This window comes from Bacillota bacterium, from assembly GCA_013177945.1.
GTDB lineage: Bacteria > Bacillota > DSM-12270 > Thermacetogeniales > Thermacetogeniaceae > Ch130.
Map to the genome: position 1 here is coordinate 12,237 of JABLXW010000001.1, position 14,266 is coordinate 26,502.

The 14,266-nt window shown below is 58.7% G+C and carries 14 protein-coding genes; 9 read left to right on the plus strand and 5 right to left on the minus strand.

Annotation, left to right across the window (positions count from 1 at the left end):
* Positions 1–49 precede the first annotated feature (49 nt).
* The 3 genes from HPY58_00070 to HPY58_00080 are packed head-to-tail and all read left to right on the plus strand — an operon-like array spanning position 50 to position 4,002.
* Complete coding sequence (locus HPY58_00070; protein NPV28054.1) at positions 50–1,117, plus strand: type IV pilus twitching motility protein PilT; 1,068 nt, start codon at positions 50–52, stop codon at positions 1,115–1,117.
* Positions 1,118–2,761 (plus strand): Flp pilus assembly complex ATPase component TadA, encoded by a 1,644-nt coding sequence (gene tadA, locus HPY58_00075; protein ID NPV28055.1) that lies wholly within the window; start codon positions 1,118–1,120, stop codon positions 2,759–2,761.
* Positions 2,762–2,769: 8 nt separating this feature from the next.
* Positions 2,770–4,002: a type II secretion system F family protein gene (locus tag HPY58_00080; protein ID NPV28056.1), complete on the plus strand. Its 1,233-nt coding sequence runs from the start codon at positions 2,770–2,772 to the stop codon at positions 4,000–4,002.
* Positions 4,003–4,219: 217 nt separating this feature from the next.
* Here the strand turns inward: HPY58_00080 and HPY58_00085 are convergent, their stop codons facing one another.
* The 5 genes from HPY58_00085 to HPY58_00105 form a co-directional block, all read right to left on the minus strand.
* Positions 4,220–4,630, minus strand: coding sequence for a PIN domain-containing protein (locus HPY58_00085; protein ID NPV28057.1), 411 nt, complete (start codon positions 4,628–4,630; stop codon positions 4,220–4,222).
* A complete protein-coding gene (locus HPY58_00090; GenBank protein ID NPV28058.1) occupies positions 4,602–4,853 on the minus strand; it encodes an AbrB/MazE/SpoVT family DNA-binding domain-containing protein in 252 nt (83 codons plus the stop codon). The genes HPY58_00085 and HPY58_00090 overlap by 29 nt, the downstream gene beginning before the upstream one ends.
* Positions 4,854–5,005: 152 nt before the next feature.
* Positions 5,006–5,425: a type II toxin-antitoxin system VapC family toxin gene (locus tag HPY58_00095; GenBank protein NPV28059.1), complete on the minus strand. Its 420-nt coding sequence runs from the start codon at positions 5,423–5,425 to the stop codon at positions 5,006–5,008.
* Positions 5,409–5,660, minus strand: a complete 252-nt coding sequence (locus tag HPY58_00100) for an AbrB/MazE/SpoVT family DNA-binding domain-containing protein (protein NPV28060.1) — start codon at positions 5,658–5,660, stop codon at positions 5,409–5,411. The genes HPY58_00095 and HPY58_00100 overlap by 17 nt, the downstream gene beginning before the upstream one ends.
* 755 nt (positions 5,661–6,415) lie before the next feature.
* Positions 6,416–6,643, minus strand: a complete 228-nt coding sequence (locus HPY58_00105; protein NPV28061.1) for a hypothetical protein — start codon at positions 6,641–6,643, stop codon at positions 6,416–6,418.
* A gap of 183 nt (positions 6,644–6,826) precedes the next feature.
* Here HPY58_00105 and HPY58_00110 point away from each other — a divergent pair, with 183 nt between their 5' ends.
* The 6 genes from HPY58_00110 to HPY58_00135 all read left to right on the plus strand — a co-directional run bounded on the left by HPY58_00110 (position 6,827) and on the right by HPY58_00135 (position 14,258).
* Positions 6,827–7,903, plus strand: coding sequence for an iron ABC transporter permease (locus HPY58_00110; GenBank protein NPV28062.1), 1,077 nt, complete (start codon positions 6,827–6,829; stop codon positions 7,901–7,903).
* Positions 7,891–8,652, plus strand: a complete 762-nt coding sequence (locus HPY58_00115; GenBank protein NPV28063.1) for an ABC transporter substrate-binding protein — start codon at positions 7,891–7,893, stop codon at positions 8,650–8,652. Before HPY58_00110 ends, HPY58_00115 begins: the two co-directional genes overlap by 13 nt.
* A 32-nt stretch (positions 8,653–8,684) precedes the next feature.
* On the plus strand, positions 8,685–9,764 hold the full coding sequence (locus HPY58_00120) for an ABC transporter substrate-binding protein (protein NPV28064.1): 1,080 nt from the start codon (positions 8,685–8,687) through the stop codon (positions 9,762–9,764).
* A gap of 421 nt (positions 9,765–10,185) precedes the next feature.
* On the plus strand, positions 10,186–11,010 hold the full coding sequence (locus tag HPY58_00125) for an ABC transporter ATP-binding protein (GenBank protein ID NPV28065.1): 825 nt from the start codon (positions 10,186–10,188) through the stop codon (positions 11,008–11,010).
* Between the two features lie 20 nt (positions 11,011–11,030).
* Entirely contained in the window at positions 11,031–13,049 is a 2,019-nt protein-coding gene (locus tag HPY58_00130; GenBank protein ID NPV28066.1) for a putative cobaltochelatase, read from the plus strand.
* Positions 13,050–13,115: 66 nt separating this feature from the next.
* Positions 13,116–14,258 (plus strand): AAA domain-containing protein, encoded by a 1,143-nt coding sequence (locus HPY58_00135; GenBank protein NPV28067.1) that lies wholly within the window; start codon positions 13,116–13,118, stop codon positions 14,256–14,258.
* The last annotated feature ends 8 nt before the right edge of the window (positions 14,259–14,266 follow it).

Sequence of the window (14,266 nt, forward strand, 5' to 3'; positions counted from 1 at the left end):
GGTGGCGTCAAGAGGCTCTACAGACCTGGCGAAAGACCGGGTCGGCCATATTGAAGAACTGCTCGAGGCTGCCAGGGAGCGAAACGCTTCTGACCTGCACCTTACGCCTTACAGCCCGCCGATTGTCAGGGTGGTGGGGGAGTTGCTCCCGCTCCCCTATCCCCCCCTGGCCCCTGAGGACACCAGGCGCCTTGCCCACCAGATTTTGACCCCGAGGCACCGGGAGGTACTCGAGGAGAGGAAGTCGGTGGACCTCGCGGTCGGGGTCGGGGGGCTGGGGAGGTTCCGGATCAACGCCTACTACCAGCGCGGCCACGTTACCGTGGCCATCCGGCGGCTGGCCGACGAGATTCCGGAACTGTCCACCCTGGGCCTGCCGCCCTCGGTGGAGGGGCTGGCCGACCTCCCGAACGGGCTGGTGCTGGTGACCGGGACAACAGGGAGCGGGAAGTCCACGACTTTGGCCGCCCTGATCGAGAGGATCAACTCCACCTCGCGCCGGAACATCATCACCATCGAAGACCCTATCGAGTACGTGCACTTCAACCACCGGAGCATCATCAACCAGCGGGAGCTCTACACAGATGTGCCGACCTTCGCCGAAGGGCTCCGGTCGGCCCTCCGGGCTGACCCTGATGTGATCCTCGTGGGAGAGATGCGGGATCTGGAAACGATGCGGACGGCCGTCATGGCCGCCGAAACCGGGCACCTCGTCTTTTCTACCCTTCACTCCCGGGATGCCGTTTCCTCCATTACGAGGATCCTGGGTGTTTTCACCCCCGAAGAGCAGAACCAGATCAGGCAGCAGCTTTCCGTATCACTGCGGGCGGTTATCTCCCAGCAGCTGCTTCCCAAAAAGGACGGGTCCGGCCGCGTCCTGGCCTCGGAAGTGATGTTCGTCACACCGGCTATCAGCAATCTCATCCGTTTGGGGAAGCTGGAGCACATCGCCACTGCCATCGAAACCGGGAAGAACTTCGGGATGCAGACGATGGAGCAGTCCCTGGAACTCCTCTATAAAAAGGGCCTCATCGACTACCAGACTGCTTTGAAAGGCGCCCGCAACCCTTTGCTTCTCAAAGAAAAACTGGGGTCCTGCGGGCGGGGAGGTGTTTAGATGGCGCGCAGGAGGTTGGGCGAATTCCTTGTCAGCAAAGGGGTGCTCACCAGGGAAGCCCTCGGCGCGGCGCTGAAGGCCCAGCGCGCCACCGGGAAGAAGCTGGGAGAGGTGCTGGTCAGCCTGGGATTCCTCGAGGAGTCCCGGCTTGCTTCGCTGCTGGCGGAATTTTTCGGCCTCCCGCTTTTTTCACGCGATGAGATCAAACTGGCCCCGGAACTCCCTTCCCTGGTGCCCAGGCAGCTTGCCTTCAGGCACAGCATCGTCCCGGTGGCTTTAAAGAACGGTGAGCTCTTTATTGCCTGCACCCAACCCGTATCCAGCACGGTGCTGGAGAACCTGGGTCGCGTTACGGGAAAGCGCATCCAGCTCGTGCTCATGAAGCCCTCGGAACTGGCCGGCGCCCTCCAGATGGTTTACTCCGAGCAGCCTGGAGAGGAGGCTCCCGATGCTGAAGAAGCCTTCTCGCCGGAAGATCCCGGTTATGCCGTAAAGCTTTTGGACCACCTGATTTCCACCGCCGTTGCCAGGCGTGCCTCCGACCTCCATCTGGAGCCTGACCGCGACCACCTCAGGGTGCGCCTGCGCATTGACGGCCTGCTCAAGACGGTAGAGCGGCTTCCGCTGGCGGCAGCGCCCCTCCTCATTTCGCGCCTGAAGGTCCTCAGCAACATGAACATCGCCGAAAAACGCAGCCCCCAGGACGGCGGCTTTCTCTACGAACGGAACGGCCTCGCGATCAGCATCAGGGTTTCCACCCTGCCCTGCACGAAAGGGGAAAAGGCGGTTCTGAGGCTCCTCCCTCCCCATGACGAGGTCTTTGCCATTGAGGAGCTGGGCATGGAGGACGATACACGCCAGGCCTTCCTGGAGATTTTGGGAGCGCCGCACGGCCTGATCCTGGTCACGGGGCCGAGCGGGAGCGGGAAGACTTTCACCCTTTACGCGGCCTTGCGGCGCCTCCGCTCGGAGACCGTGAACATCACCACTGTGGAGGACCCCGTAGAGGTGCAGATGCCCGGGATTACCCAGACCCAGGTCGACCACAGCGCGGCCAAAAAATACGGGTACTGCATGGCACTGAGGGCGGTCCTGCGGCAGGATCCCGACATCATCATGGTGGGGGAGATCCGCGATGGGGAGACGGCCACCATGGCGCTCCAGGCGGCGCTCACAGGGCACCTCGTGCTCTCTACCCTCCACACCAACGACGCTCCGAGCGCCGTGGAACGCCTGCTCGACATGGGCTGCGAGCGGTACCTCGTGGCCTCCGCCCTGCGGGCGGTGCTCGCCCAGCGGCTCGTCCGCCTCGTTTGCCCTGAGTGCCGCGAGGCCTATACCCCGACCCCGGCTGAACTTCAGTCCCTCGGCATAGATCCGGGCAGCGGGTTTACCTGCTTTCAGGGCCGGGGCTGCGTTGTCTGTCACGGGACAGGCTACCGGGGCCGGACGGGGATCTTCGAACTGCTCCGGATCGATTCCAGGCTCCGGCGTCTTATCTCCGGCGGTGCCGATACCGGAGCCATCCGGGACTACGCCCGGAGCCAGCTCAAGATGCGGACGCTTCTTGAAGACGGGGTGCTGAAGGTGCAGAAGGGACTCACCACGGTTGCCGAAATCTTGAGGGTCACACGGGAGTGGTAGGTGGGAGGATGCCGTCCTTTTTTTACACGGCCCTGGATCCCCGGGGGAAAACCGTCAAAGGGACCATCAGCGGGGCGACCATTACCGAAGCCGCCAGGACCTTGAGAAGTTGGGGGCTTTCCATTACGGCCCTGGAGGAAGCCGGGGACCCGGACGAGGGGGCTTCCGCGCCGTCCCCGGACCTCCTGACCAGTCTCAGCTTTGTCACCCAGGCCGATGTTGTCCTGCTCCTAAAGCAGATGGCGGCCATGCTCAGAAGCGGGATTTCTCTTGTCCCTACTCTTTCCTTGCTGGAGCGGCAGACCTCGCGGCGGAAGCTGAAGTTTATCCTCGCCCGCCTGCGGAGCGAAGTGGAGACGGGGAAGCCGCTGAGCGAAGCGATGGCGCTCTTTCCCAGGACGTTTCCGTCATTGTTGATCAGCATGGTCAAAGTGGGGGAGACCACGGGCCTCCTGGAGACCTCCTTAGAGCGGGTGACTGCTTTGTGGGAGGAAAAACTCGGCCTTTTCCGGCGGATTCTCTCCACCCTTATTTACCCGGCGCTGGTGTTCGCGGCCGCCCTGGGAGCAGTCGCTTTCCTCGTCGGCTACGTGGTTCCTAAACTAACCCCTTTTGTCAAGTCGATGGGCGGAAAACTGACCTGGAACGTGGAGATCCTCCTTGCCGCCGGCGCCTCCTTCCCTGTCCTGGCCCCCAAAATCTTTGCGGGTGTCGCTTTGGTTGCGGGCCTTTTCGGCCTCCTCCACTACCTTCCGGGGCCCAGGTACTACCTCGACCTTGCCAAGCTCCGCCTCCCCTTAATAGGATCGGTCTTCACCTCCGCCCTCGTAGTCCATTTTGCCCGCACCTTTTCCCTGCTGCTGGAAAGCGGAGTGCCCGTTCTGGATTCGCTCCGGATTACGGAAGAAAGCGCGAGCAACTACGCAGCCAAAAAGGTGCTGCGCGAAATGGCGGAGCGCGTCCTCGAGGGCGAAAACCTTTCTGCTCCTTTGCTCAATGCCACCAGGGTTTTTCCGCCCGTGGTCGGCACCTCCGTAAGGGTGGGGGAAGAAACCGGCGGCGTGGATACATCCCTCGCCATGGTTGCCAGGATGTACCAGGAACTCTTGGAGGTGCGCCTTAAGCAGCTGGTAAACCTTATCGAGCCGGCTTTGATCATCTTTCTGGGGGGAATCGTGGCGTTCGTGGCATCGGCCATGATCTGCGCCATCATTTCGAGCTACGGCCGGCTCGCGGGCTAGCAATCTCTCGAGTACCGGTGTCGTATTTCCGGTGTCTTCCACACTTTCATCCCGCCCCCCGAAGGAGACGGGTCTTCCCGCGCCGATTTGTCCGGTGGTCTCTTCGCCGGAGACGGTACACGCAACGGAAATCGCGCTTCTCTCTAGCTCAGGAAGGAAACGCTGCGATCGTTTTAACTTTCCTGCCGGGAAGCCTCTCCCGGAAGGGACGGACGGTTCACGGCTCCACCCGTGTGATGCCTTCGACCTTCTCGAAATCTCTGTCGTAAGAGTAGATCTCGCTCAACTTGCAGGCGATCATCTGGGCAGCAACAACAGCGTCGGTCCAGTCAATGTTTTTCTCTACGTAAAGTTGGAGGGCCCTCTTGGCAACTTTTTTGTTGGCGTGGCGCAGGCCGCGTAGGTTCAGGATTGGGGTGAGCAGCCCCCGGATCTGGCTCTTGGGCTGGTCGTAAAACTTTTCGAGGGTCCACACCACGTCCGCCAGGACGAGCTCGGGCAACCAGACTTCCTCGGCGCCGACTTCAGCCCGTTTTAGGAGTTCGGCACAACGGGTTGCCTGCTCCGGAACATCATCGGTCAAGAAGCGAAGAATAACGTTAGCGTCGAGCGCGCGCAACTTTTTCACGGCTGCGTTCCTCCGCTACTTTGTGGCGGGCAGTCTTGAAATCCTGCGGCGCGTCCGCTTTAACGGCGCCCTTGAGCGTCTCGATTCCTCCTGCAGCTGGGACGATCCGGGCGGCATCTTTTTCGACCACAAAGCGGATGCGCGTCCCAGGGCGGAGGTTCAGCAGTTTTCTGACCTCGGCGGGCAAGGTGATCTGGCCTTTTTTTGAAACCTTGGCGAACATTACTTTACCTCCCAGTACAAAGTTTACCCTAAAGGATCATTGTAAAGCAAAAGTAAAAGTAAGTAAAGCGCTTGGAGCAGAAATCGTGGGAGCGAACTTTTTGTGTTTTGGTCCACGTACTTGTCGCCATTCCTGGCGGGCTGCTGAGAATACTAAAGAGCCGAAGGTATTTGGTCTAGCGGAAAGTGCTCTTTGCTGCACACCTCGATTATTTCGGGGTCCCGCGTAACAATTTCGCCCCCCGTTTCCCTGGCCAATGCCAGGACAAAGGCATCAGCGTAGGAGATCTTGTATTTACCTTTTAGTTTTGCTGCCTCCCAAACACGCGCATTCGTTGCAGGAACTATCCGCCAGGGGAATGCCCTCTTTTTAACGTCTGATAAAAAGGAGACAGCATCTTCGCCTTGACCACTCTTAACAAGGCGGTAAAAGATCTCACCGACATTAATGACTGAGATCTGGATCTCAACTGCCCCTTTTTCGGCTTCCTCCATGAGATGTTCGATATAAGAAGAACCGGGTTCTTCTTGCATCCAGCATAATACCGCATAGGCGTCAAATACCTTGATCATCCCGGGCCACCTCGAGCCTGTGCTCCTCCAGATGTTCTTCGAGCGCCCGCTTTCCTCTTAGCACGCCCCTCCAGCGGCGCCAGCCGGCTTCGGTTTCCTGATAAACAGGTTCAAGGACGATCTTTCTTCCCACCAGCTCTACTTTTAACTCCTCCCCAGGTTTCAGGGAAAGATGCTCCCTGATTTTTTTAGGGAGCACCAGTTGTCCTTTGGAGGATAAGCGGACAGTTTCCATAAGCAAAAGCCCCCTTTCTTACTCATATTGTAAGACATCATGACTGGAGGAGCAACCTTTTCGTCTTGGCAGCAAACTCAATTGATCAATAACAAAGGAGAGGGGGGCAGGCCGACTCCCGGCAGGGCCTGCGACCATGTGGCGGGTGCAGAAGGGAAATTGCAGCCCCGGGGCCCAATTAATACGGGCACGCGACAATGACGCCGGGGATAAAATCAAAGTGCTTTTTGTCCCTGGCAACAAGGGCTGCGTCCATATTCAATGCTGTTGCCGCGATAAGAGCGTCTATGGGGTTAGACCGGGGTTTTTCCGGTATTTAGCCAGGAGTTCCCCGGCTTTCCGCGCTATCTCTGAGTCTCCTTCAACTACCCCGTCCAACCCGTCGAACAGCGGGCCATCTTTTCCCCTGTTCGGCGGTAATCTGAGGCGCCGCGTATAATTCCATGACGGTGATCACATTGCCCACCGCTCCACATCCTGGCACTAGGAGAGTTTCAATCCGTTTCCTCAACCTGTCTTATCCGGGAAATCTGCTTTCACAAGAATGCACCGTTTCTATTTGGGACCTCGACGATCTTGGTTTGAACAAGTAAGGTTTCCGGGAGAGCCGTTCGTTTGTGGCAGAGGTTGCCTGCAGAAGCCTGCCAGGACGCGCGTTGAGGGAGACCCTATGTGCTATAGAAACTCGGGGTTATTCAGGAAGCGGAGCCGGCGCTGGGTTAAACCAGGGAAGAAGCCAGGGAAGAGGCAGCTTTTCAGAGCGCGGGCAGGAATTTTTGATCCTGCGCCGAAATAACAAACAACAGGATAGCTCTGGAAGTAAGACCTGCCCGGAGGCAGGGATGAGAAGGCTTTTTTGATGACAAGGCTTTTGCGGTTCGGCGAAAAATAGGGGAGCACAGCGCAGCCACGAAGGTTGCCCCCACCGAAAGGAGGGATATTCCTTCGTGGTTTTCTTTTTGCCCGGAAGCTGGAATCTTCACCGATTGGTAGATTCTGAAGGAGGTGTTTTTGCTTTGCGGCGGTACTGTTTGGCTCTTACAGCCTCGGGGCGGCTCGGGGGCGCCTTTGTAATCCCCGGCTGCCCCCCGGGATAAAAGGGGTGGGGAAATTTGGGCGTCTCCGTGACTACTGGAGAAGCCGCTGCAACCGGCAGGAGCGTTGACATCGCGCAGATCAGGGAGCTGTATACCCGCTATGCCGCGCGGAAAATTGCCCTCTTGGGAAGCCTGGTCTTGATCCTGGTTGGCATCGGGCTGTTTGCTACGGCAACCGGGGCCGCCGGGATCAGCGTGGCAGATGTCTGCCGCGTCATTGCGGCGAAGGTGGTTCCCGGCCTCCACGTAGTTCCCTCGAGCGACCTCGCAGAGACGGTGGTAATGGAGCTCAGGCTCCCCAGGATCCTTTTGGCTGCCCTTACGGGGATCAGCCTTGCCGGGGCCGGAGTGGTGATGCAGGGCATCCTGCGCAACCCTCTCGTCTGCCCGTATACCCTTGGCCTTTCCAGCGGAGCGGCCTTCGGAGCGGCTCTCGCCATCATCCTCGGGACGGGAATCCTGGGGGCCGGCTTCAGCGTGATAGGAAGGTACCTGATCGTGACCAATGCCTTCGTTTTCGGATCCCTGACCATGGTCCTGGTGTACGGGGTGGCGCGGATCAAAGGCGCGGTTCCGGAGACTTTGCTGCTTGCAGGTGTGGCCTTCGGCTACCTCTTTCAGGCCGGAGTCTCCGCCCTCAAGTACATTTCCGAGCACGAAGCCCTCAAAGAGCTGGTCGTCTGGCTGATGGGGGGGCTGTGGGGTGCGAGCTGGGACACGGTCTCGATTCTCTTCCCTGTTGTGCTGGTCTGCCTGGGGCTGCTCGTCCGCTACGCCTGGGATCTCAACGTGCTCGGCGCCGGGGAAGACGTCGCCATGAGCCTGGGCGTTAACGTAGGGCGGCTGAGGCTGATGTCTCTTGGTCTCGCGACGCTTGTCTCCTCGAGCACCATTGCCTTTACCGGGATCATCGGATTTATCGGGTTGATTGCCCCCCACATCTGCCGCATCCTCATCGGAGGCGATCACAGGTTTTTGATCCCCTGCTCCTGCCTCACAGGCGGCGTTCTGCTTTTGCTCGCCGATACTTTAGCCCGGATTGTGCTCGCGCCTGTGGAAATTCCGGTGGGAATCGTCACCTCACTGCTCGGCGCTCCCTTCTTCATCTACCTGCTCCTCAAGCGGAAGCGCCAGTGGTGGTCTTAAGCAAGCAAAAAGCGAAGGGAGGCTGTGTTGATTGTGGTGAAAGCGAAAAATGCGATTGCGCACTGTCTGGCTCTTGTTCTGGTTTTCAGCCTGGTCTTGGGGCAGCTTGCGCCTGCGCCCCGTCAGTCCAGGCAGCATCTAAGAGAATCACCATCACCGATTCCCTGGGGCGAACGGTCAGGGTTCCCTGCCCGCCTAAGCGCATCGTGGTGGTTAATAGCGACGTGGCAGAGCTGATTTGTGCTTTTGGCTCGGGAGACAGCGTTGTAGGTGGATCAGATACTACCATAAATGATCCCATGCTGAAACCGAAACTAAAAAATGCGAAAGATGTCGGGAAGTCATTTACTCCTAATGCGGAAAAAATTATTGCACTGAAGCCGGGCATTGTTTTCGGTTATGGTAGTTTTCTTAAGCAAGAGATTGTTAACAAGATTCAAAAAGCAGGCATCCCCGTAGTTTTTTTGGACTGCTATAAGCTGGAAACTATGGCGCAGGATATCAGAACCCTGGGCAAAATTCTAGCCAAGACAAAGGAGGCTGAAGCGTATATCGCCGTTTTTGAAAGATACCGCAATTTTATCGAGAGTCGCACGAAAAAACTACCGGTTGCAAAGAAGCCTCTGGTGTACGCAGAAGGCTACACAGATTACAGCACCGTTAGCGGCGGGTCAGGCGGGGCCCAGATGGTGAATGCTGCCGGGGGAAGAAACATCGCCGGGGACTTACGCGTACCATGCAGAATTTGATGGCAGCAAAGAAAAATGAGGAGGGATTGGTAATGAAAAAGAAATTAGTTTTAGCGCTGTTGGTGTTGATCTCTGCGGTCTTTTTATCCTTAGCTGCGGGATGTGGGCGAGGCGAACAACAGGTGCCCGGCGGGGCAGAAAGGGGCACCATCACCATTAAAGATTCCACCGGGAAGGAGATTACCGTTCCCAGAGGATTGAGCAGGATCGTGTTGCTCAATTCAGATGCTGCTGAAGCCCTGCGAATTCTCGGAGTTTCCGGGGATATAATTGCAGGGGTGAGCGATAGCGTCCGGGAGGATCCTTACCTCGGCCTGGAAGGTAAGCCTTCTGTAGGGAAATCCTTTACACCTAACATTGAAAAAATAGTCCAGTTAAAGCCCCAGGCCGTAATTACGTACGGCAAGTGGCCGGACACGAAGCTGGAGGAGAAACTGGAGCCGGTTGGGATTAGGGTGATCAGGCTTGATTTTTACAAGCCCGAAACTTATGACCGCGATCTTGCTGCTGCAGCTAAGATCTTCGGAAAGGAGAAAAGAGCAGAGACTTTCCTCAGTTGGAAGACCGAAAAAACAGCGGTTGTAACGGAGCGGGTGAAAAAATTAAAAGAACAGGAAAAGGTCAAGGTGTACGGTACATGGTACTCTTCCTTCGAAAAAGGGGAATGGAAACCGTATGCCCAGGGAACAGCACTCCATCAAGGAATTGAGCTGGCGGGGGGCGTAAATATTGCCCGGGAACTCGAGGGTTATCCTGCCGTTAGTGCAGAGTGGGTGTTACAGAAAAATCCTGATGCAGCAGTATTTGGCGTTCTTGAAGAGAAAGGGCTGGGATATACCGCGGCGGGCTCCACTGTTGTGGCCGGATTAAGGAACAATGCTCTCCAGAACCAAATCTTGAGTAAAACAGGAGCAGGAAGAAAGGAAAGCGTTTATTTCCTCAATACTAAGTTGCTTGGCGGTGACAAGACGTACCTGGGCGCCCTCTATCTTGCCAAATGGTTCTACCCCGAGCTTTTTAAAGATATTGACCCTGATCAGGTGCTCCAAGAGTATTTCGAAAAGTGGTTAAGGGTTCCTTTTAAGGGGATCTGGGCATATCCGGAGCAATAAACCGGGATGTACAAAACTATGAAGAATGTATAATGGAACCTGGGTTTGTCCATGAGTCAATGAATCTATCATCCAAAAATAAATTAAAGAAGGAATTTTTGTTAAATTAGCGAAGTCAAATTGATAAAAAGCCGGCCGAAGCCGGCATCCTGGCCGGACGCTCCGATCCTGCACGGGGTCGGAGAAGAATGCCGGGTTGCAGCATCTTCTTATTAAAAAGCGAACTGCAGGAAGCAGGTTTTACATAAGAATACGGCTTGGGAAAAGCAGGGCCATGAAGGTTCTTTCCTGCCGGGGGGCAGGTTAGGTTTTTATGGCCCTTTTTCTTTCCTGCAGAACGTGCTCCTGGTTGGACATCAGGCAAGGCTTCGTAGCGGGAAGGGAGAAAGGGAAAAAACTTGTTGAAAGGAGCGAGGCAGAAATGAAGCTGAAGGTAAAGGGAATCTGTTTTCGCTACAGAAGCCGGGAAGTGCTTCAGGACGTGGAGCTGGAGGCCAGGGCAGGGGAGATTCTTGCCATCATCGGTCCCAACGGGGCGGGCAAGAGCACCCTGCTCCGCTGCATCAACAGGATCCTGAAGCCGTATCTGGGGACCGTCTTTCTAGACGGCAAAGAACTTTTTCGCCTAAAGGCTCAGGAACGCGCCCAGATGATGGGCTACGTTCCCCAGGCGTCAGGCGAGGTTTTCCCCAGCACCGTGTTCGAAACCGTTTTAATGGGGCGCAAACCCCATCTCAGCTGGGGCGTGGGCAAAGGAGATCTCGAGGTGGTGGGAGCGGTTCTCGAGCGCCTGGGCCTTATGGACTTCGCGGAGCGGTACCTGTCCGAGCTAAGCGGTGGTGAGAGGCAAAAAGTGCTGATCGCCCGCGCCCTCGCCCAGGAGCCGGAGGTCCTCTTGCTCGACGAGCCCACGAGCAACCTCGATGTGAAGCACCAGCTGGAAGTGCTGGAAATGGTGCGGGACGTGGCGAAGCAAGGAAAGTGCGTCTTGATGGTGATGCACGACCTGAACATGGCAGTCCGCTTTTCCGACCAGCTGCTGATGCTTAAAGGCGGCATTGTGTTTGCGGCGGGACACCCCCAGGCGGTTTTGACACCCGAGAACATCAGAGCCGTTTACGAGGTGGAGGCAATGATCATGCCGACGAGCCTGGGTCCTTATGTGATTACTGCAAGGGCAAGCAATGGTGCGGTGAACACCGGAGAGGAGCACCGGCAGGTTGCGGCTTCTATGGGAATGCGGTAAGAGGGGGGCAAGCTTCGAATATGAATGAGAAGTTGCAAGAGAACAAATCCGTGCGGTATGTCTTTCCCTTTACGGCGCTGCTGGGGCAGGAAAAGATGAAAAAGGCCTTGCTCCTCAATGCCGTCAACCCCCGCCTGGGCGGTGTCCTCATCCGCGGCGAGAAGGGGACGGCCAAATCCACGGCCGTAAGGGCCCTCGCGGCTTTGCTCCCGGAAATTCCGGTGGTGCCGGGGTGCCCTTACCAGTGCGACCCTTACGAGCCCGAGAAGCTCTGTTTTCAGTGTGCAGCCCGGTATATCGCAGGCGGCTCTTTGCCTGTCGTCTGGCGCCGCGTCCAGGTGGTGGACCTCCCCGTATCCGCAACCGAAGACCGGGTGGTGGGCTGCCTCGACTTCGAGTATGCCGTCAAGCACGGGGGGCGCCGCTTTGAGCCGGGGCTCCTGGCCCGGGCGCACCGGGGGATCCTCTACGTGGACGAGGTCAACCTTTTGGACGACCACCTCGTGGATATTCTCCTCGACGCGGCAGCCTCCGGAGTCAACGTTGTGGAGCGCGAGGGGCTTTCTTACAGCCACCCCTCGGAGTTTATTCTCGTGGGGACGATGAACCCGGAAGAAGGGGAGCTCCGCCCGCAGCTCCTCGACCGCTTCGGGCTCTGCGTCGAGATCACAGGCGAGACCGACCCTGCCATAAGGGTGGAAATCATCAGGCGCAGGGATGCCTTTGACCAGGACCCCCTGGGGTTTCTCGCCTGGTGGGAGCAGGAGGAGGAAAAGCTGCGCCAGAGCATCCTCGCTGCCCGGCGCCTGCTGCCTGGGGTGACAATTTCCCCGGAGCTGGAAGACCTGGTTGCCCGGGTCTGCACTGAGGCAATGGTGGCGGGGCACCGGGCGGACCTCATGATGACCGCAGCGGCGCGGACGCTTGCCGCCTGGTACGGGAGGCGGGAAGTCACCACCGAGGATGTTTACGAGGCTGCGGAGTTCGTTTTACCGCACCGCAGGCGCGAGGTGCCGCCTCCACCCCCGGAGCCGGAACCCCCGGAGCCGGAAGAACCCGAAGAGCCGGAGGAGCAGGAAGAAGAGAAAGAAGAAGAGCAGCAGGAGCAGCCTCCCCCTGAAGGGCAGGAAAGCCGGGAAGAAGAGCAAAAGGATCTGCCCCCCCAGCCGGCTCCCCCTCGGGGTGCACCTGAAACCATCTTCGCGGTGGGAGAGCCCTTCCCTGTGCGCCGGATCAGCTTTAAGGTGAAGGGGCTGCTGAGAAGAGGTTCCGGGCGGAGGTCGCGGGGGCAGACGGCCACCAAGTCGGGCCGCTACGTTCGGAGCACCTTGCGGTGGGAGCGGAACGACCTCGCCTTCGACGCCACCCTGCGCGCCGCGGCCCCCTACCAGAAGCGGCGCAAACGGGACGGGGTGGCGGTCGTCATCGAGCTTGCGGACTTCCGGGAAAAGGTCCGGGAAAAGAGGATCGGCAACTTCCTCCTCTTCGTTGTCGATGCCAGCGGCTCCATGGGCGCCCAGCAGCGGATGGTGGAGGCCAAGGGAGCGGTTCTCTCTCTGCTCCTCGACGCCTACCAGAAGCGGGACCGGGTGGGGATGATCGCCTTCCGGGGCGACCGCGCCGAGGTCTTACTCCCCCCCACGAACAGCGTGGAGCGCGCCCAGAAGCTCCTGGCGGAACTGCCCACCGGGGGCCGCACCCCCCTTTCGGCGGGCCTGCTCAAGGCTTATGAGGTGGCGAAGGCCCACCTCTTCAAGGACCCCGACATCCGTCCCCTGCTCGTCATCATTTCCGACGGGAAGGCCAACGTGAGCCTGGGCGAGGAGCGCCCTTTAGCGGAGGCCTTCCGGGTCGCCGAACTCATTAAAGGGGAGCCTCGCATCAAGGCCCTTGTTGTGGATGTGGAAAATAACGGCTTCCTTTCCTTCGGTCTCGCCCAGCAGCTGGCAGCCGCACTGGAGGGGGACTACTACAAGCTCCAGGACCTGCGGGCGGAGCGGCTGCTGGAGGCGGTGCACGGCGCCCTGGCCAGATCCTGAACTTCTTTCAACTGCGTGATGGAGGGTTTTCTATAAAAAATTTTAAAGAAAGGAATGGGAACAGATATGGAACAAGTTCCGGAACAGGCCGCAAGGTATGTTTATCCCTTTACGGCAATCGTCGGCCAGGATGAGATGAAGCTTGCCCTGATCCTCAACGCCATCAACCCCAAGCTGGCCGGGGTCTTGATCCGGGGGGAAAAGGGGACGGCGAAGTCCACGGCTGTAAGGGCCCTGGCCGCCCTCCTTCCGGAGAACGATGTGGTTGCGGACTGCATCTTCGGCTGCGACCCGGATGATCTCACCACCATGTGTGGCTCTTGCCGGGAGCGGCTTTTGCGGGGGGAGGGGCTTCCCAGGGCGAGGCGGAAAATGCGCGTTGTGGACCTCCCCGTGTCGGCCACCGAAGACCGGGTGGTTGGAACGCTCGACCTCGAGGAGGCGATCAAGAAGGGGGAGAAGCGCTTCGAGCCCGGGGTGCTGGCCGAGGCCAACCGCGGCATCCTCTACGTGGACGAGGTCAACCTTTTGGATGACCACATCGTCGACGTGATGCTTGACTCCGCGGCGATGGGGGTAAACACCGTAGAGCGGGAAGGGGTATCCTTTACCCACCCTGCCAACTTCATTCTCGTGGGGACGATGAACCCGGAAGAAGGGGAGCTGCGCCCCCAGCTCCTCGACCGCTTCGGGCTCTGCGTCCAGATTACAGGGATCCTTGATCCCGCCCTGAGGGTAGAGGTGGTAAGGAGAAGGGTCGCCTTCGAAGAGGACCCCGCCGGATTCTGCGCCGCCTGGGAAGGTGAGCAGGAAAGGCTCAGGCAGAAGATCCTTGCAGCGAAGGGGCTCCTGCCGCGGGTGCAGGTGCCGGAGAAGCTCCTCTACCTCATCGCCGAGATCGCCATCGAAATGGGGGTGGACGGGCACCGCGCCGACCTCATCATGATGAAGGCCGCCAAGACCATGGCAGCCTTCGAGGGGCGGGAGGAAGTCACCGAGGAGGACATCAGGTCCACGGCCGACCTCGCCCTGCGCCACCGGATGCGCCGCAGGCCCTTCCAGGAGATCGACCTCGACCAGAAGAAGCTGGAGGGGATCCTGGAACGGGGCGCCGTCCACACCCTCCCCCACGCCCACGTTCACGCCCATGCCCACAGCCACCCCCACGGGCACCACCACCACCCTTTTCAAGGCAAGCGCCCGGAGTAGCGGGTCAG